The sequence below is a fragment of the Alloprevotella tannerae ATCC 51259 genome (assembly GCF_000159995.1).
GTDB lineage: Bacteria > Bacteroidota > Bacteroidia > Bacteroidales > Bacteroidaceae > Alloprevotella > Alloprevotella tannerae.
Genome location: NZ_GG700642.1, coordinates 626,565 through 645,099, shown reverse-complemented (window position 1 = coordinate 645,099; position 18,535 = coordinate 626,565). Strand labels below are relative to the sequence as shown.

Here is an 18,535-nt window from a genome sequence, read left to right as displayed (position 1 = left end):
TCGTTTTGCCGGAGTCTGCAAAGTGCTTGTAAAGTTTGCGTGTCGGTATAAGAAGCTTACCGGAGTTGCTTAGACGAACTCCTGATAGTTCCTTATACCGCACTCACATAGATTTTCTTTTAAATCGAAATTCATTCCTATCGAATCTAAGTCTACATCTACTATATATAATGTGAGGACGTCCGATGAGGCTTTGCGTTTAGTATTTCTTGGAGTGAAGCGTGATGATTGGGATAATCATTTCTTCCATAGATATACCGCCGTGCTGGAATGTGCCTTTATAATACTGAACGTAGTAGTTGTAATTGTTCGGATAGGCAAAGAATTTGTTGCCTTCAGCAAAAATATAGTTCGAAGAAAGGTTGGGGCGCGGCAGTCCGTACTGTTCCGGGTCGCGCATCTCAAATACTTCCTTTTTATTGTAGCCCAAATTTTTGCCTACCTTGTAGCGAAGATTTGTGTTGACGTTCTTATCGCCGACAACCCTTATCGGAGCGTCCACGCGAATGCTACCGTGATCGGTGGTGATGAGTATATCGTAGTCTAAGGATGCAAGATATGTGAAGAGATCCTTAATAGCCGTGTGCTTGAACCAACTTAGCGTGATGCTGCGATAGGCCGCCTCGTTAGAAGCCAGCTCGCGAACCATTCGAGACTCCGTGCGGGCGTGACTAAGTATGTCGATGAAGTTGATCACTAAGACATTCAGCGGTGCGTGAGTCACTTTGCGGAACTGACCTAAGAAACGATCGGCAGCAACAGAGTCATTTAATTTGTGATAGTGGAATACTTCACGCCGTCTGAAGCGTTCCATTTGTCGCCGAATCAGCATTTCTTCATTTAAGTTCTTGCCCTCTTCCTCTGATTCCTCAACCCAGAGTTCGGGATACATTTTTCTGATTTGTTCCGGCATTAGTCCGGCGAACAAAGCGTTGCGTGCGTATTGCGTAGCCGTAGGCAGGATGCTGAAGTATAGGTTTTCTTCGATGTCATAATCCTCTACGAGTTCCTGACTAAGCATACGCCACTGATCAAAGCGGAAGTTGTCGAGTACGAGTAAAAAGACTTTACGCCCTTTGCTTAAGCGCGGGAAAACGTAGCGCTTAAAAATGTCCGGGCTAATCACGGGGCGCGTCTCCGCGTTGTTGACCCAATCCTCGTAGTGCTTGCGCACGAAGCGCGAGAATGTCAAGTTAGCTTCTTCCTTTTGTTGTTGCAGCAACTCGTTCATTGCACTGTCCGTCTCCGACAGTTCCAGCTCCCAATAGACCAACTTCTTGTATAATTCTATCCATTCTTCCGGCGTCGAAGAGTCGTTCATTTGCGCCGCAATGTTGGCGAATTCCTGCCGGTAAGAAGATTGCGTCACCTCTGTGACGATCTCCCGCTGATGAATGTTCTTTTTCAACACGAGCAAGATCTGCATAGGGTTGACAGGCTTCAGCAGATAGTCGGCTATCTTTGCGCCGATGGCCTGATCCATTATGTCTTCAGCCTCGTTCTTCGTAACCATAACGACGGGGACGTTAGGTTGCACCTCTTTAATGCCCGCCAGCGTTTCCAAACCTGAAAGTCCGGGCATATTCTCGTCTAAAAGAATGAGGTCATAAGCATTTTTGCCACACAAATCTATGGCATCCGTTCCGTTGGAGCAGGTTGTGACATCGTAGTCCCTTTTCTGCAAAAATATAATATGTGCGTGGAGCAAGTCTATCTCATCATCGATCCACAATAAGCGTCCCTGCGTCATCTTAGTTTCCTTTTATATTATTGTTATCGCCGTCTGCGCGCTTCTCCACAAGGATTAGCGCATCCTTGACGGCCGTTACTTTGATCAATGTCCCTTCTTCAATAAATCCGGAAGCCGATTTGACTTCCACATCTGCTCCGTTGATGCACGCATTGCCTATCAATGCGAGTCGCGTGAGGGCTTTTCCCTTGTCGCCGGGTTTTACGGAGAGTTGCGCCGGCGTAGCATTCGTTCCGTCTATGTTCGTGTGGAGTGACAGGCGCTCAATCGTGCGCGACTTGGCCAACCAACGAAAGAAGAACAGTACGACAACGATAGATCCAAACAAAGCCAGCGTAGCCCAGAACGCCCCATAATAATAGTAGACCAACGAATCGGCGATCACGACACACACCGTGGCCGCAATACCTGTGATGCCGAAGCCCGGAACGATGAAAGCCTCAATCGCAAATAAGACTAAAGCGAGCAGCGCAAAAATGATAATGAGCAAAAGGGGAGACATATCGTAAACTTTTTATTTGTTCCAACTGAAGCGTTCAAACCATCGGTCGCCTGTCGCGCGTTGACGTCAACTGCCGGCGCACCGCGCATTTAATAAGCTTCGCGATATTTATTTTCATCCTTATCCTCCAATACGGAGAGATAAGAAGTGTAGCGCGAAGGCGCCAGACGATGCTCTTCCAACGCTTTTAAGACCGCACAACCCGGCTCGTGCGTATGCGTACAATCATTAAAGCGGCAATCGTGTGAGAGTTCGAAGATCTCTCGAAAGTAGTGCGCCACTTCCGCACGCTCCATATCAAACGTGCCAAAGCCTTTAATGCCCGGGACGTCAATCAAAGCGCCCCCTTCCGGCAATTCATATGTTTCGCTGAACGTCGTTGTGTGCATTCCCGTCTCGTGGGCTTCCGAGATGGCCGCCGTTTTGACGTTTGCCGTTGGGATAAAAGCATTGAGCAGCGTACTCTTGCCTACGCCCGAATGGCCGGCGAGCAAGGATAGTCGGCCTCTTAATTGTTCTCTCAAGGCCGGCAGTCCGTCGCCCTCGGTTGCCGAGACACAAAAGCAATCATAGCCTATCGCACGGTATAAAGTCGACCAATAAGAGAGCGTTTCGCGCTCCTCCGGCCCCAAGTCGTCCGTCTTGTTAAACACGATTAAGACCGGCACGCGATAAGCTTCGGCCGAGGCCAAGAAGCGATCGATGAAGGTGGTCGACGTTTCGGGGCGCGCTATCGTAACAAGGAGCAAGGCCTGATCAAGATTGGCCGCCAAAATCTGACTCTGCTTCGATAAGTTTGAGGCCCGGCGAATCACGTAATTGCGCCGGTCGTCGATAGCGTTGATGAGCGCCGTCCCGTCGCCCGTTTCTACGATCGTCACCCCATCGCCCACGGCGACAGGATTGGTAGAGCGAATACCCTGCAAACGAAATTTTCCTTTCACCTTACAAGCTACGATGCGTCCATCGTCAGTGCGGACATCATACCAGCTGCCCGTGCTGCGCACAACTATCCCGTGCACTATGCCTATACAGTCATGATTTCCTTGTTCTTTTCTGCGAGCAAGGTATCTACTTGTTTTACTTTGCGGTCGTGGATTTTCTGCAAGTCAGCTTCCGCATCCTTTTCAGAATCTTCGCTCAAGCCGTCTTTAAGCGCTTTTTTCAGCTTATCGTTGCCCTCGCGGCGCGCATTGCGAATCGCCATCTTCGCCTCTTCTCCCTCTTTGTTACACTGCTTAGCCAGCTGTTTGCGGCGCTCTTCTGTCAGTGCGGGAATAGCCAGTCGTATTACCTCGCCGTTATTTTCGGGCATGATGCCCACTTCAGAGTCAATAATAGCCTTTTCGATCGGCGCAAACATACTCTTGTCCCAAGGTTTGATCGCAATCGTGCGAGCATCGGGCGTCGTGATGGCAGCCACGTTGTTGAGGGGTACCATTGAGCCGTAGGAGTTTATACGTATAGCGTCCAAAATATGCACATTGGCCCGCCCGGCGCGTATCTGTGCCAGCGTTTCTTCGAGGTGCATCACGCTCGCATCCATCTTTTTCTCGCAGTCGGCGAGACATTTTTTTACGTCGAACATATTTATAAGTATATGATGATTTATTGGGCGAAGATACTGATAATATCCGATTTTGCAATCTTTACAAGGTAAAAATCTTTTGCAAGGCTACATTTCGTTTTGCTTGGCTGCGCTTCAGCTCGATTCGCACTCGGAGATAGGAGCGTGGGGCAGGGGTAGGGTAGTTGCCTCGTGACGTGTGGCAAGGCAAGTTTTGTGTGGCTCTGTACTACAAAATAATAGCCTCTTGTGTACATTTGTAACCTGCTGACTGATGCCTCCACACGCTAATCAATATATGGCGGGGCGAAGCGAAGACTTTGAAACGCTGCCCACTCTGTTCGGCATTTTGAGAGCTTAAACTGTAGGGGCGTATGTCGCAAATGAAAGTTTGAAGGGCGTATTTCCGCTTACATCGTAAAGCATTGCGTTCTATGCCGACCGCCCCTTGTCCGCGCAAGACGCTTAAGATATGGCGACAAGTCCAAATCGAAGTGCTAAAGCCAAGGAAAATGAGGGCAATGATCTGATGAAGTGAGTTGCAAAACGGGGTTGCTCATTGTTTGGTGGCACCAAACTATCGTTTGCCGGCACCAAACAATGGTTTGGCGGGAGCAAACAATGGTTTGCCGGGACCAAACGAAACGAGTGCAGGGATTTCGCATCGGCGTTTGTTACCTTTCTGTGGCATTTCCTTGTCCGGAGTGAGTTAGTTTTCCGACTAAAATGCGTAGAAAATAATGTCTGCCGGCGGCCGCTTGTGGCCTACTTTCCACATAAAATGAATGGGCTGACGGTGAGTGAGTTTTCGAGGTCGAAAAAAGCCGCTTCGCCGCTCTCTTTTTTCGTAAACTTACTTGCAAGCAGACCCTTTGCGCCCTTTTGTTAAAAGCTTCTTGATTTGATTGACAAATTAGCGAAACCACACCACAAAAAAGATAAAAAGCATGTGTTTCCCTTTGCTCGTCACTCCTTATCTTCTATCTTTGCACCTTGTATTATCATAGGCATATTTCACATTATGAAGAACTATTCTATAGCAGCCCTGCTGTTTTCGCTGATCTTCCTCTTTGGAAGTTGCGCCGGAGATCTGGGTAAAGACGAAGATAACAATGCCGGCGATTGTATTATTACGAACGTACAGCTTGGCGGTGTGAAGCGTCCGCAACATAAGCGCACTGCAAAGGGAAAGGATACGGTCGTCATTGCGATGCTGGCCGGCGAACGCTTTCCTTTCAGCATTGATCAAGCGAACGGGCAAATCTTTAATATAGACTCGCTGCCGGGAGATGTAGACGTCTCGCGCACGCGCTTTGCCAAGATTTCGGCTACAGGCTCGCTGAGTGTCCAGTCGCTGATTTCGGGTAAAGATACTGCATTCGTGTTGACCGATAGCTTGGACTTCCGCCAACCGCGCGTGGTCACTGTCTATGGCCGCGACGGCGTTTCGCGGCGTAAATATACGTTGAAGATCAACGTGCATAAGGAGGCCGGTGATTCTTCTACGTGGAAGCAGCTCGTCAGCGGCAACTCGCTGCTCGCTTCGGCCGAGGTGAAACGCGCATTCTTGGTGAATGGCGAAGTATACTTGTATGCGCTGGTCGGCTGGCAAAACTTCCTGCTTAAATCTCCGCTTACCGATCTTTCCAATTGGACGCAGACGGCCATTTCCGATGGTAGCGTTTCTCCCGCTTCCATACATTATTATAATGGAACCTTTTATGCTACGCGCGGAACGTACGTGGTGAGCAGTACGGACGGCCTGACGTGGTCGCCAATGGGCAATGTGCAACCGATTGCGCAGCTCTTAGCCGTCGGTTCACCGGGCTTTGTGGGGCTCACGAGCGGCCAATTGTATAGCAGTACGGATGGTATAAATTGGACAACTGACAATATGGATACGCCAAGCGAACTGCCCGATGCGGAACTTGACGGACTGGCCCTGCAACCACAAGAGGGGAGCAACTTTGACCGCTTTCTGCTGGTAGGACAGCATGGTGGTGCCGCTCGTGTCTGGACGCGCTATATCGATAAAACGAATGCGGAAGTTTTTCCTTGGTTGTATCTCATCACAGATGCCGGTAACAAGCAGCCTTGTCCCGCATTACGCAACATTACATTGCAACCTTATGCTGACGGGGCCTTACTCGTTGGCGACGGAAACGATGGTAAGCCGGCGCCGTTTTACTTGACGGAAGACGGCGGGCGCACTTGGAATCCGAATGCTTTGAAGCGCCCCAATGATATTGCGGCTACGCATAGCGCGGCTTTAGTGGTTGGTGGCGAAGTGTACTTATTCTGTAGCGGTAGTGGCAATGTCTGGAAGGGCAAACTCAATCGCGCTGCTTGGACAAAGCCACAATATAGCTTTACGAAAGGAATACGATAATACATGCTAAGACACACGTTCCTCCTGCTGTGCTGTGCGCTCCTCCCTTTCGGATTGTCGGCGCAGGATGACGATAACTTCTATCGCCTGGAATTGGGCGGTGGCGTAGGTATCGGCTTCGGCTTGAACGATGTCAATAGTAAATTCTACGGACAGAGCCAAGTGGCGGCCGGATTGTTGGCGCGCTTTCCGCTCAATCCGCGTATGGCGATAAAATTGGGCGCTAATTATTTCAAGCTTTCCGGATCGACGGATAAAATCAATGATTTCTATCCGCAAAATCCTGCGGTGTCGGGGCCGGGGCGCCTTATATATAAGATGAGTGGCGACTTGTACGACTTCGCAGCTTTGTATGAGTTGCACTTTCTTCCGTACGGCTGGCAGCAAGGCTATCAAGGCTTTAGTAGAGTGACGCCTTACATCCAGCTGGGCTTGGGCTTTACATACAGCACTCCGGACAAGGCGTTCACCGCTAACTTCCCTATCGGCGTAGGACTGAAGTGGAAGTTGAGCAATCGCCTCAATGCCGGCGTGGACTGGACTTTCCGCTTCACGCCTTCAGATCGCTTGGATGGTTTGGCGGCCCCTCATGGCATCAAGTCTACAGAATTTAGGAACAAAGATCATTACAGCTTGACGATGTTTACGCTTACGTATGATCTGAACCCGAAATGTCCTAACTGCAATAAAGATTGAATCAATGAGCTATAAAGCGCAAATAGATCCGAAACGCATCCCAATGCACGTGGCAATTATTATGGACGGCAATGGGCGCTGGGCTACCGCACGCGGATGGGACCGCAGCGTCGGCCATCAACAGGGCGTCGAAACGGTGCGCCGGATTACGACGGCGGCTTCGGACTTGGGGGTTAAATATCTGACGCTCTATACTTTTTCGACAGAGAATTGGAATCGTCCGCCGGAGGAAGTGGCGGCGCTGATGTCGCTGATCTTTACCTCGCTTGAGGAAGAGTTGTTTATGCGCAACAATGTCCGCCTGCGAATTGTCGGAGATCTTGAGCGGCTGCCTGAAGATGTGCGCACTTCGCTCGAAGATCTTACTGCGCGCACTGCGGAGAATAGTGGGATGACTCTCGTCTTGGCTTTAAGCTACTCAGCACGCTGGGAGATAACAGAAGCCGCGCGGAAGATTGCTGCCCGCACAGCGAAAGGCGAATTGGCACTACAAGATATTACCGAAAAGACCATAACGGAGGCTCTTACAACTTCGTTTATGCCTGATCCGGACTTGCTGATCAGAACGGGAGGCGAGTTGCGTTTGAGCAATTACCTTCTTTGGCAGTGTGCCTATTCCGAACTCTATTTTTGCGATACGTTTTGGCCTGATTTTAATGAAGAGGCCTTTTATGCCGCCGTCGCAGATTACCAAAGTCGCGAAAGACGTTTTGGCAAAACAAGTCGGCAGGTAGAACAAACAACAGAAAAATAATAGTATATGAAAATACGACCGCTGTTAGTCTTGCTCTTCTCCTTGATGGTTGGGGCAGCATACGCTCAGAATACTTTCAAACAAGTTAATCCGGATATTACTTATACTGTTTCGCCCGCGAAATATGTGCTGGGTGGATTGGTCGTCGATGGTGTCAGCGGGTTTGACCCCGATTTGTTGCAGAGCATCGCAGGCTTGGAGATTGGCGCCACGTATGAAGTGCCCGGCGCAGATATGTCGGAAGTAGTGCGCCGCTATTGGGAGCAGAAACTCTTCTCTGACGTTTCACTTACGGCGGATAGTATTGTGGGCAACACAATATATCTGCACGTGCATCTAAAGGCGCAGCCGCGCATTTCCAGCATCGTTTATTCCGGCGTGAAGAAGTCGGAACGTGAAGCCTTGGAAAAGAGTATAGGCTTGAGAGTCGGCGGACAGATTACGCAGGATATGGTTAATCGCGCTAAGATTATCATTAAGCGTTATTTTGATGATAAAGGTTTTAAGAATGCCGCGATCGACATTCGAATGAAGGATGATGTTACGAAAGAAAACAACGTGCTCATCGATATAGATATAGATAAGAGCAATAAAGTTAAAGTCGAGCATATCTATATTACCGGCGTGTCGCACAAAGAAGCTTCCAAACTTAAACGTGCGATGAAGAAAACGCGCGAAAAGAGTTTGATCAACTTCTTTCGCTCGAAAAAATTCTTGCCCGAGAAGTACGAAGAAGATAAGACATACGTGCTCAATCGCCTTAATGCTTGGGGCTATCGCGACGCAATCATAACTGCGGATTCGGTTGCTGCAACGAAGCCGGACTACGTCAACGTCTACATCAATTTAGATAAAGGAAAGAAATATTATATTCGCAATATCAACTGGGTTGGAAATACTGTTTATCCCACTGTGATTTTGCAGAACATTCTACAGTTGAAAAGAGGCGATATCTATAATCAGACGCTTTTGAGTAAGCGCTTAAATGAAGATGACGACGCTGTGCGTAATCTATATTACAACAACGGTTACGTTTTCAACAACGTAGAACCCGTCGAAATGACCATTGATGGCGACTCGATCGACTTGGAGATGCGCGTTAGTGAAGGCCGACAAGCGACGTTTAATCGTGTGAATATTTCCGGCAATACCCGTGTTTACGAAAACGTTATTCGCCGCGAATTGCGCACCAAGCCTGGTGACCTCTTTAGTATGGAGGCTATCAAGCGCTCTGTGATGGATCTTTCACAAATGAATCAGTTTGATCCGGAAGCCTTGGGAAAAGCTATGAGCTCGGCCATCAAGCCCGATCCTCAAAACGGAACGGTAGATATTTCCTATCCGCTGACGCCAAAGGGCGGTGATCAATTTCAGATTTCAGCAGGTTGGGGGCCGACGGGTATTATCGGTACGGTCGGCGTGAAGTTTACCAACTTCTCTATACAGAATCTCTTTAAGAAAGGCGCGAAACACAGAGTCTTCCTCCCGCAAGGCGATAATCAGACGCTCTCGATCAATGCGCAGACCAATGCCTCCTATTATCAGAGCTATTCGCTTTCATTCTTAGAACCCTGGTTCGGCGGAAAGCGCCCCAACCAGCTGTCTTTCTCCATTTCCTATTCAAAGCAGACGTCAGTGGCTTCGAGTTATTACGACCGTAACTACTATAATAATATCTATAATGGGTATATGTATGGCGGTTACGGATCTAATTCCAATTACTACAATTATACAAACTATTACGATCCCGATAAGTACGTCAAGATGTTGGGCATTTCGCTCGGCTTCGGTAAACGTTTGCGTTGGCCGGATGATTATTTTATGTTCACGGCCGAACTCTCCTACACACGCTATATGATGAAATCTTGGGAGTACTTCCTCTTCACCAATGGTAATAGTAATAACATCAACCTCACGTTGAGTTTGAGCCGCAACTCTACGGATAATATGTTCTTCCCGCGCCGCGGTTCTGATTTCCTATTCTCCGTTTCAGCCACTCCGCCTTTCTCTGCGTGGAACGGCAAAGACTATAAAAATCTTGCCACCAATCCGCGAAGCGCCACCTATCAGAAAGAAGCGCAAGAAAAGTACCGTTGGATCGAATATAACAAGTGGAAGCTGAAGTTCCGCACGTATACCGCACTCACCAGTTCCAACAAAACGCCGGTATTGATGACGCGCGCCGAGTTTGGTATCTTAGGTTCTTACAATAAATACAACAAGTCGCCTTTCGAAACCTATTATGTCGGTGGCGATGGTATGGGCGGAATGTCCTATGGCTATGCCACCGAGACCATCGGTTTGCGTGGTTACGACAATGGTTCATTGGCAGGAAATACCGGTACGAATGCTTATGCCTATAGTCGTATGAGCGTAGAGTTGCGCTACCCTCTGCTACTCGAGGGTTCAACCAATATTTTCGTACTCGGATTCTTAGAAGGCGGTAACGCTTGGACCAACGTCAAAGACTTCAATCCCTTCAACATGAAGCGTTCTGCCGGTCTCGGTGTTCGCGTTATGTTGCCGATGATCGGAATTTTAGGTATAGATTGGGCCTACGGTTTTCAAAAGAGAATCAACGGCGTAAAAGCAGGTGGCAGCCAGATCCACTTTATAATGAATCAAGAGTTCTGATCGCCCCGCTTTTTCTTGACGAGTGCATAAATTGTTGCCCGATAGCGTAACAAGCCCCGCGATGAGCCGTCATGAATAATGTATTAAGAAAGAGAACGAACGATAAAAGCATAATTAGAATGAAAAAGTTTTTGATGCTGTTCCTCCTTTTAGGAGCATTTACTTTGCAGGCGGCGGCACAGAAGTTCGCCTTAGTTGATATGGAATACATTATGGGCAACATCCCCGCCTATGAGCGTGCCAACGAGCAATTAAATCAAGTTTCCAAGAAATGGCAAGCCGAAGTCGAGGCCAAAGATACCGAAGCCAAGACCCTCTACAAGAAGTATCAGAGCGAGTCAGTCTTCCTTTCTGCCGACCAGAAGAAAGAGCGCGAGCAAGCCATTGTCGCTAAAGAGAAAGAAGCGTCCGAATTGAAGAAGAAATATTTTGGTCCCGAGGGTGAATTATACAAAAAGCGCGAAAGCCTTATCCGCCCTATTCAGGACGATATTTACAGTGCGATCAAGTCCATCGCCGATCAGCGCGGCTTCCAATTGATTTTGGATCGCGCCAGTGAGACGGCAGGTATCATCTTCGCATCTCCCTCCATTGATATTAGTAACGAAGTACTCGCCAAATTAGGTTACTCCAATTAAATTGCCTACTTTCGCGACATTAAAGTGCATAATAATTAAAAACAGATAGAAACATGTTGAAAAAGATTTTGTTGCTGGCTCTTTTCGTAGCCCCCTTGAGCCTATTTGCTCAAAAGTATGCTCAGTTTGATTACGCTAGCATTATCCAAGATATGCCGGCCTACAAAACAGCACAGACCGAACTGCAAAGCATGCAAGATAAGTTTAAGAAGGATCTTGAAGATATGCAAAAAGAATTGCAGACGAAATACGAAAAGTTCCAACAAGAGGTCAACGACAAGACCCCCGAAAATATCCGCTCTCGTCGTCAGCAAGAATTAGCCGAACTTAGCCAGAAGCTCGACCAAGCCAGAGCCGATGACGAAAAAGCTTTGCAAGAAGCATCTTCGCAAAAAATGCAGCCCATCATCACAAAAGTGATGGATGCTATCAATGCTGTTGCTAAAGAAGGCAATTACGTCTACATTATGGACAGCAATGCAGCCCAATCGGCCGGTATTTTCATCAATCCCGCTTTGAGCGAGAACGTAACGGCAAAGATCCGCACGAAGTTGGGCTTGTCTGCAAGCAGCGCTAAGAAGTAATTTTTTTACGCACTACCGAACTCAAATATTCTATATACTTCCTCTTCCCCCTCGGGGGGAGAGGTTTTCTGCAAAATAACGAATCCTCAAGTTTTCTTTACGATGCACGCCTCCTTCAGAACGCTGCTCCTGCTGCTCCTCTCCGTTATTGGTGGTTTTAGTCTCAGCTTTAGTCCGGCCGAGGCAAAGACGGTCGGCATGCAAATGGCCGACGACAGTACAGCCATCAAAATCTGTCAGCGCGTCGACAGTTTGTTGACGCCCGAGCTCCTCACCCGTTCGCAAGTGGGCCTGCATATTTACGACCTTACGGCCGACAGCACCATCTTAGCTTTTGGTGCTGACCAACTGATGCGCCCCGCGTCCAACCAGAAAGTCATCACCGCCGTGACGGCCCTTTCACAATTAGGTACCGACTTCAACTTTCGCACCTCGCTCTACGGCGAAGGGAGCATCAACGACTCGACGCTCGAAGGCAACATCTACATCAAGGGTGGTTTCGATCCCCGTTTCGGCCACGACGACCTCTGGGCCTTGATCCACGCCTTGAATGCACGAGGTGTGCGCGCCATTGCCGGCGACGTCATTTTAGATCTCTCCCTCAAAGACTCTGCCCGTTTAGGTTGGGGCTGGTGTTGGGACGACGACAACCCGCCGCTCACCCCCTTGCTCTACAATCAGCGCGACAACTTTACCGCAGCCCTCTCTGCCGCTTTGAAAGACGCCGGCATCAGGCTTGCCGGCAGCTTGATCGAGGGGCGCATCTCTTCCGGCGCATCGCTCTGGACCGTGCGCAGCCACACGATTGATCAAATATTGCTCCGCATGATGAAGCAGAGCGACAACCTTTATGCTGAGGCACTCTTTTATCAGTTGGCCGCCCACAGCGGAAAAGCCTATGCCGGCCGCAAACAAGCCGTGGCATATATTAAAGAATTAGCACGCCATCAAGGCCTCGCGCCCGCCGATTTCAGTTTTGCCGACGGAAGCGGCCTCAGTTTATACAATTACGCCTCCCCCCGCTTGCTGACCGCTTTTCTCCGCTACGCCTATACCCACGAAGGCATCTTCCTGCACCTGCAGCCCTCGCTTCCGCTTGCCGGCGTCGACGGCACCTTGCGCAAACGTATGACCTCCGGTCCGGCTTACGCTAACGTCTCCGCAAAGACCGGCACCTTGGAAGGCGTCAGCACCCTCTCGGGCTATTGCACAGCCCCCAACGGCCATACCCTCTGTTTTGCCATTATGAATCAAGGCATCTTGCGCCAGTCGGTAGCCCACCGCTTCCAAGATAAAGTGTGCGAAGCGATGACTGCTCCTTAAGCCTGTCCCGCCGTCGCCGTCTCCCTCGCTTACTTTCAGTCGTTGCATCTTCGTTTGTCAACGCTGCTTTCGCCGCCTTTTATACGCCGCCGAAAGTCTGCACCGCCTCCATTCGGCACGGCGCCATCTTCTTTCTTTTTAGGTGAAACGAACACTTCTTTTCGCCCCTCTATTCTCCACATTTCCCAGCCTGCGTCCTATTGCGCAAGCCGGCTCTCCCTTTTTCGTTCGAGGCATTGCCACACTTCATCGCCCACTCTCCGAATAAGTATTGCTTAGTGCGCCGAAACGCTATGTTTTGCGTGGGATAACGCTCCTATATTCTCCCAACTATTTTTCGCCGAAACGGACCTGCCGCGTTTGCGCTCACGAGAATAAAGGTTTGCGCTCACGAGCGTAAAGGTGTACGCTCACGATAAAAAAGGTGTACGCTCGTGAGCGTAAACTAAAATCGTGGGATGGAGAGACTGAACATACGCGTTGCCGCACGAGGCAAAGTCCAACCTTTGCACACCATTGCCGCGACCGTGTCCCCCAAAAGAGCCTTGCCGCCTCAGGTGAAAAAAACGACGTGTAACGTCGTAAAGTCAGAAGAAAAAGAAAGTGGGTGTGCCGCATCCGCAATTCCATTGGACGTAGATGCCGTAGCTATGTGTAGAGGCGTAGCAGGACTTGTCGACAAAAGAAAAGCTGCCAACGATTATTTATATACATCGTTAGGCGAACTAAAAAGAACGTGGGTTGTCGGCGTTGCACCTTTCGCCTACGCCTTTGCCTCAGAGGTCGATGGCAAAGGGGCGGCTGTGGCGGCGAATATAGCGCAACCAAAATTTTTTGCGGGCTGCCAACATCCATTTCAAGCAGTCGGCCGCATTCGCCCCGCGCGCCTCGGCATATTTCAAGGCGAGCAATTCAAAAAAGCAGGTCTGCCCCCACAGACGGGCGAAGTTTTTGCAGCCGCGGCGCACGCTTACCGGCCCGAAATACATCCGGTTCGTGTCTACTAAAGAGAAGCGCCATTTTCCTTCCACTTGATCAAACAAAATATTGCCCGGCGAGAAGTCGCGATGCAAGATGCCTTGTTCGTGCATGCGAGCTGCCAGGGCGGCAAACTGCGCGATGATTTCCATATTCTCAGGCGTGAGTTGCACTTCCGCAAACTCGTAGAAGCGCCGCGAATAGGGGCATTGCCTACTTACGAAATAGCTGCTCGTAAGCCAAAGTCCCTCGCGCTCTTCCCGATACCCGACGGCTTCCGGCGTCTCTATGCCCGCTGCCAGCAAACGCGCCGGATACGTATAGGCGCGCAAGCCTTTCGGCGTGCGAAAGAGCGAGTAGACCAGCTTGCGCCAGCCGCGCGGACGCCCATAGCGCTTGACGTTAAATTCTTCTCCCTCGAAAACACATACGCGTATGCTGTTGCGACTTTCGCGCAAACTGCGTCCGTTTTCAAACTCGCTCACGATGCGGTCCATAAAAGGACGCGCCGCGTCAATCTTGGGATTCGTCAGAATTTTCAATGTGTGGCGTAATTGATTCAAAAGAGGGTGATCGTAAGGCCTTCGCGCGCGCCTCGTCAGAAGGAACATAGCGGAAAAGGGCACGCGGCGCATTTAAGTGAGGGCAAAAGTAGCGTAGGCCGTAAAAACAGCCAAATTATTTGGTTAAAAACTTAAATTAGCGTATTTTCGTCCGCGATTGAAAACCACTTTATGAGAATTGCTTACGACGCCAAGAGGCTGTTTAACAACTTTACCGGACTGGGAAACTACAGTAGGACGCTGCTGGACGGACAATTGAAAAACTATCCGGAAGATTTGCACCTGCTTTATACGCCCAAGGTGCGCGCTACGGAGCAGACGCAGCCTTATATCCGGCGCAATCGTTGCCGCGTTGTGCGCCCGGGGGCTTTGCTTCCCGGAGGCTTTTGGCGCACTTTCGGCCTTGCCGGCCGCGCTGCTAAAGATCGAGTCGACTTATTCCACGGCTTGAGCCACGAATTGCCCGTCGGCTTGGTGCGGCGGCGCATCCCCTCGGTCGTCACGATGCACGACGTAGCTTGGCATACGTTTCCGCAAATGTATCATGCGATCGATCGGCGCATTTATGACCTCAAAGCGCGCTACGCTTGCCGCTACGCTACGCGCATCGTGGCTATTAGCGAGTCTACAAAGCGCGACGTGATGCAGTATTATGGCGTCGGCGAAGAAAAAATCAGCGTGGTTTATCAGCCTGCGCAACCTTTGTTCTATCATCCTCCGACACCCGAAATGGCGCACAGGATTGCCCGCGTGGCGGTTGAAGATTTGCCGCAGGATTATTTATTATATGTGGGTGCCATCAATTCGCGCAAAAATCTGCTCGGATTGGTGAAAGCCGTAGAGCAACTCCCCGCCGCCGACCGCCTGCCGCTCTTGATCGTAGGACGAGGCCGCGAATACGAAGCCGAGGTGCGGAAGTATGTGGCCGAACACCATTTGGACGCTATCATACGCTTCTTGTCGCACATTCGGAACAACGAGGATCTGCAAGCGCTCTACTGCTGTGCGCGCGCCTTCGTCTATCCTTCTTTCTACGAAGGTTTCGGCCTGCCCGTGGTCGAAGCGATGCTGAGTAGCTGCCCCGTCGTGACCACTTCCGTCTCGAGTTTGCCCGAAGCAGGCGGCCCCGCCGCCTTATACGTCGCGCCCGACAGCGTTGAGGAGTTGACGGCCGCGCTGCAAGTCGTTGTCAATGACGAATCGCGCCGCCAAGCGATGATAACGCGCGGTTTGGAGCACGCACAAACGACTTTCTCGCCCGATACCTTGGCCCGCCGGATGCACGATTTGTACGAAGAGGTTATTACCGGACGTTTGTAAGTCGAAGGCCTGACCTCCGATAACGCTGCGGCGTCTTGCTTAGCGCCGGCGGCCGCCTTCGGCCATAAAGATGGGCCTTTTTCGGGTACAGTAGCGCCTGCGCCGATTATAATTGCTACTTTTGCAAGCGCAGGGCCGATCGCCCTTAACCCAGTCAAAAAATAAAACGACAATGAATACTTTCTTGAAGAAAATTTCCGGCGACGCGATAGCTGTATTGCTGTTTCTCGTGATCGCTTTTACTTATTTTATGACGCCGATTAGCCAAGGGCTGGTCTTGGGCGGCCACGACGCGATGGCCGCTGTGGGCCAAGGGCGTGAGAATGCAGAATACGTGGCCGCAACCGGCGAGCAAACGCGCTGGACGAACACGCTCTTTAGCGGAATGCCGACTTATCAGATCGCGCCGGCCTATGAATCGAGTTCGTATTTGGGATTCTTTGCTAAAGCTTACGGACTCTTTACTTCAGGACCGGTACTCTATCTCTTCCTATTTTTGTTGGGCTTCTACATATTATTGCGCGCCTTCAATTTCCGCCCGTGGCTGGCGGCCTTGGGCGCGATCGTCTGGGCCTTCTCCTCGTACTTCTGCATCATTATTGCGGCGGGGCACATTTGGAAAGTGATGACCTTGACCTTTATTCCGCCCACGATTGCCGGCGTTATACTCTGCTATCGTGGAAAGCTACTCTGGGGATCTTTTGTTACGGCGCTCTTTACCGCCTTTCAAATTATGTCCAACCACATTCAGATGTCCTACTACTTTGCCTTTGTCATGTTCTTCCTTATCTTGGCATACGGCATCGATGCTGCGCGCCGCAAGGTCCTACCTCAGTGGGCCAAAGCTACGGGCGTGGTTCTCTTAGCCGGCGTTGTGGGCTTATTAGCTAACGTTTCTAACCTGTATCATACCTACGAATACTCAAAACTGTCTATGCGTGGACCCGCCGAACTCTCTCCGCTGACGCCCGAGAAAGCACAAGCGACGGACGGCGGCTTAGATCGCGACTATATTACGCAATGGAGCTACGGCGTAGGCGAGAGTTTTACGCTGCTTGTTCCCGATTTTAACGGCGGAGGTTCCGGTAGCATTTTAGATCGTCCCAATGTTGACGAACTCAACGGCTATGATCGCTTTTATCAGGCCGCAGGCCGCTTCCAGGAAATCGCGGCCAAGAGCGGACAACAAGTCACTCCGCCCGGATTAGATCAATATTGGGGCGACCAACCCTTCACCGTCGGCCCCGTTTATGTTGGCGCTTTCGTTTGCTTCCTCTTTATCTTTGGTCTCTTCTTCGTGCGTGGGCCTCTGAAGTGGGCACTTTTGGCTTCCACCGTGCTTTCTTTCCTCTTCGCGTGGGGCCATAACAATCCCGCCTTTACCAATTTCTGTATCGATCATCTGCCGCTTTACAATAAATTCCGCACGCCCAGTTCGGCACTCGTCGTGGCTGAGTTTGCCATTCCTTTGTTGGCCATGTTAGCTTTGGCCCGCCTGATTAAAAGTCCCGCCGACGTCTTCGGAACAAAGCGCGGCAAAATTGCTTTCTCCGTCGCTTCAGCCCTTACGGCCGGCCTCTGCCTGCTTTTGTGGCTATTCCCGAGTCTTGCGGGCGATTGTATCAGCGCGAAAGACGATGCCGCACTCACCGCGATGGGTTCTGCCTTAGGCTTCGACTTTGTCAATAGTTACCGCGGCGCAATTTCCGATATGCACCACGCCATTTTGGCCGCTTCAGCTTTGCGTTCGCTCCTTATTATATTGGTAGGCGTCGGCCTCTTGTGGCTTTATTTGCGCGGTATGATCAAGTCTTGGATGCTTTGCGTTGGCCTGTTTGTCGTTTGCCTCTTTGATTTGTGGCAAGTCGACAAACATTACCTCAACGACGCCTCCTTTACCGATCCCGTACAAATGCAAACGTTGACCCCGTCCGCGGCCGAAGACGTCGTGCGCAAGGATAAAACCGACTTCCGCGTATTGAACCTCAGCGAGGGCAATCCGTTTAACGAGACGAGCAACCGCACGGCCTACTTCTTCCAGAGCATAGGTGGTTACAATGCTGCCAAGTTGCACCGCTATCAAGACCTGATCGACCGCTGCTTGAACGATGAGTTGCAAGGCTTCTTAGGCGCAGTCAATATGGCGGGTGGCGATATGCAGCGCGTTCCTGGCGATAGTTTGGCGCCGGTTTTGAATATGCTCAACGCAAAATGGATCATCTTCGGTGCACAAGCCGCTCAGGCCCTTCAGAATCCTTATGCCAACGGCAATGCTTGGTTCGTGACTGACGTAAAATATGTCGACACGCCCGATGCAGAGATGGCTGCCCTCAAGCGTTTGGATACGAAGCATGCAGCCGTGGCCGACAAGCGCTTCCGCACCGCACTTGACGGCTCGCCTTTAGGCACCGGCAGCGTTCATCTGACGCAGCGCAAGCCAAATGAAGTGCGCTACGAAGTGACCAGCGACAAGGGCGGTTTGATCGTATTTAGCGAAATCTACTATCCCGGCTGGAAGGCCACGGTCGACGGTCAGCCCGTCGAGATTGGCCGCGTCAACTATTTGCTGCGCGCCTTGAAAGTCTCGGCCGGCAAGCATCTTGTGGTGATGGAATATCGCCCGACGAGCATTTCCGTGACAGAAGCGATTGCTTTCAGCGCCATCGCTGTGATTTTTGTCCTCCTGCTGCTCATCGCCTTACGCTTACGTCGCAATCGTCAGGCCGAAGCGAAAGATTAAACGCGCAGCAGGGGGTAAAAGCCCTTGCTGCCGACGCAGATAAACAAGCGAAAAGCCGGGTTTGCTTCAAGCAAACCCGGCTTTTTATATGCCCAAT

15 protein-coding genes are annotated in these 18,535 nt (G+C 50.5%); 9 read left to right on the top strand and 6 right to left on the bottom strand.

Annotation, left to right across the window (positions count from 1 at the left end; all coding sequences use genetic code 11):
• Positions 1–199: 199 nt before the first annotated feature.
• From porX to frr, 4 genes are all read right to left on the bottom strand, one after another.
• Positions 200–1,750 carry a T9SS response regulator signal transducer PorX gene (porX, locus tag GCWU000325_RS02705; protein ID WP_006254495.1) on the bottom strand — a complete coding sequence of 517 codons (1,551 nt, stop codon included), beginning with the start codon at positions 1,748–1,750 and terminating at the stop codon, positions 200–202.
• Between the two features lies 1 nt (position 1,751).
• Complete coding sequence (locus tag GCWU000325_RS02700) at positions 1,752–2,252, bottom strand: NfeD family protein (RefSeq protein WP_006254494.1); 501 nt, start codon at positions 2,250–2,252, stop codon at positions 1,752–1,754.
• An 89-nt stretch (positions 2,253–2,341) separates the two neighbouring features.
• On the bottom strand, positions 2,342–3,274 hold the full coding sequence (gene rsgA / locus GCWU000325_RS02695) for a ribosome small subunit-dependent GTPase A (protein WP_006254493.1): 933 nt from the start codon (positions 3,272–3,274) through the stop codon (positions 2,342–2,344).
• Positions 3,275–3,279: 5 nt separating this feature from the next.
• Positions 3,280–3,840, bottom strand: coding sequence for a ribosome recycling factor (gene frr / locus GCWU000325_RS02690; protein ID WP_006254492.1), 561 nt, complete (start codon positions 3,838–3,840; stop codon positions 3,280–3,282).
• Positions 3,841–4,840: 1,000 nt separating this feature from the next.
• On the opposite strand from frr, the gene GCWU000325_RS02685 reads away from it, so the two are divergent.
• The 7 genes from GCWU000325_RS02685 (at position 4,841) to dacB (ending at position 12,837) form a co-directional block, all read left to right on the top strand.
• Positions 4,841–6,208 (top strand): DUF6242 domain-containing protein, encoded by a 1,368-nt coding sequence (locus GCWU000325_RS02685; protein ID WP_006254488.1) that lies wholly within the window; start codon positions 4,841–4,843, stop codon positions 6,206–6,208.
• 3 nt (positions 6,209–6,211) lie between these two features.
• Positions 6,212–6,904: a type IX secretion system protein PorG gene (gene porG, locus GCWU000325_RS02680; RefSeq protein ID WP_006254487.1), complete on the top strand. Its 693-nt coding sequence runs from the start codon at positions 6,212–6,214 to the stop codon at positions 6,902–6,904.
• 4 nt (positions 6,905–6,908) lie between these two features.
• On the top strand, positions 6,909–7,658 hold the full coding sequence (locus GCWU000325_RS02675; protein ID WP_006254486.1) for an isoprenyl transferase: 750 nt from the start codon (positions 6,909–6,911) through the stop codon (positions 7,656–7,658).
• A gap of 6 nt (positions 7,659–7,664) precedes the next feature.
• On the top strand, positions 7,665–10,292 hold the full coding sequence (locus GCWU000325_RS02670; RefSeq protein ID WP_006254485.1) for a BamA/OMP85 family outer membrane protein: 2,628 nt from the start codon (positions 7,665–7,667) through the stop codon (positions 10,290–10,292).
• A 119-nt stretch (positions 10,293–10,411) separates the two neighbouring features.
• Entirely contained in the window at positions 10,412–10,930 is a 519-nt protein-coding gene (locus GCWU000325_RS02665; protein ID WP_040599209.1) for an OmpH/Skp family outer membrane protein, read from the top strand.
• Between the two features lie 53 nt (positions 10,931–10,983).
• Entirely contained in the window at positions 10,984–11,514 is a 531-nt protein-coding gene (locus GCWU000325_RS02660; RefSeq protein WP_006254483.1) for an OmpH/Skp family outer membrane protein, read from the top strand.
• Positions 11,515–11,616: 102 nt separating this feature from the next.
• Positions 11,617–12,837: a D-alanyl-D-alanine carboxypeptidase/D-alanyl-D-alanine endopeptidase gene (gene dacB, locus GCWU000325_RS02655; protein ID WP_006254482.1), complete on the top strand. Its 1,221-nt coding sequence runs from the start codon at positions 11,617–11,619 to the stop codon at positions 12,835–12,837.
• Between the two features lie 35 nt (positions 12,838–12,872).
• On the opposite strand, the gene GCWU000325_RS11880 is transcribed toward dacB, so the two are convergent.
• Together GCWU000325_RS11880 and GCWU000325_RS02650 are read right to left on the bottom strand one after the other, a co-directional pair.
• Positions 12,873–13,019, bottom strand: coding sequence for a hypothetical protein (locus GCWU000325_RS11880; RefSeq protein WP_006254481.1), 147 nt, complete (start codon positions 13,017–13,019; stop codon positions 12,873–12,875).
• Between the two features lie 594 nt (positions 13,020–13,613).
• Positions 13,614–14,357, bottom strand: coding sequence for a lipopolysaccharide kinase InaA family protein (locus GCWU000325_RS02650; RefSeq protein ID WP_006254477.1), 744 nt, complete (start codon positions 14,355–14,357; stop codon positions 13,614–13,616).
• A 192-nt stretch (positions 14,358–14,549) separates the two neighbouring features.
• On the opposite strand from GCWU000325_RS02650, the gene GCWU000325_RS02645 reads away from it, so the two are divergent.
• Entirely contained in the window at positions 14,550–15,698 is a 1,149-nt protein-coding gene (locus GCWU000325_RS02645) for a glycosyltransferase family 4 protein (RefSeq protein ID WP_006254475.1), read from the top strand.
• Between the two features lie 172 nt (positions 15,699–15,870).
• Positions 15,871–18,438, top strand: coding sequence for a YfhO family protein (locus GCWU000325_RS02640; protein WP_006254474.1), 2,568 nt, complete (start codon positions 15,871–15,873; stop codon positions 18,436–18,438).
• Positions 18,439–18,535: the final 97 nt, after the last annotated feature.

Coding starts and splice junctions, on each gene's coding strand:
- porX (WP_006254495.1), bottom strand. CDS start 1,750: ATGACGCAGGGACGCTTATTGTGGATCGATGATGAGATAGACTTGCTC.
- GCWU000325_RS02700 (WP_006254494.1), bottom strand. CDS start 2,252: ATGTCTCCCCTTTTGCTCATTATCATTTTTGCGCTGCTCGCTTTAGTC.
- frr (WP_006254492.1), bottom strand. CDS start 3,840: ATGTTCGACGTAAAAAAATGTCTCGCCGACTGCGAGAAAAAGATGGAT.
- GCWU000325_RS02685 (WP_006254488.1), top strand. CDS start 4,841: ATGAAGAACTATTCTATAGCAGCCCTGCTGTTTTCGCTGATCTTCCTC.
- porG (WP_006254487.1), top strand. CDS start 6,212: ATGCTAAGACACACGTTCCTCCTGCTGTGCTGTGCGCTCCTCCCTTTC.
- GCWU000325_RS02675 (WP_006254486.1), top strand. CDS start 6,909: ATGAGCTATAAAGCGCAAATAGATCCGAAACGCATCCCAATGCACGTG.
- GCWU000325_RS02670 (WP_006254485.1), top strand. CDS start 7,665: ATGAAAATACGACCGCTGTTAGTCTTGCTCTTCTCCTTGATGGTTGGG.
- GCWU000325_RS02665 (WP_040599209.1), top strand. CDS start 10,412: ATGAAAAAGTTTTTGATGCTGTTCCTCCTTTTAGGAGCATTTACTTTG.
- GCWU000325_RS02660 (WP_006254483.1), top strand. CDS start 10,984: ATGTTGAAAAAGATTTTGTTGCTGGCTCTTTTCGTAGCCCCCTTGAGC.
- dacB (WP_006254482.1), top strand. CDS start 11,617: ATGCACGCCTCCTTCAGAACGCTGCTCCTGCTGCTCCTCTCCGTTATT.
- GCWU000325_RS11880 (WP_006254481.1), bottom strand. CDS start 13,019: ATGTGGAGAATAGAGGGGCGAAAAGAAGTGTTCGTTTCACCTAAAAAG.
- GCWU000325_RS02645 (WP_006254475.1), top strand. CDS start 14,550: ATGAGAATTGCTTACGACGCCAAGAGGCTGTTTAACAACTTTACCGGA.
- GCWU000325_RS02640 (WP_006254474.1), top strand. CDS start 15,871: ATGAATACTTTCTTGAAGAAAATTTCCGGCGACGCGATAGCTGTATTG.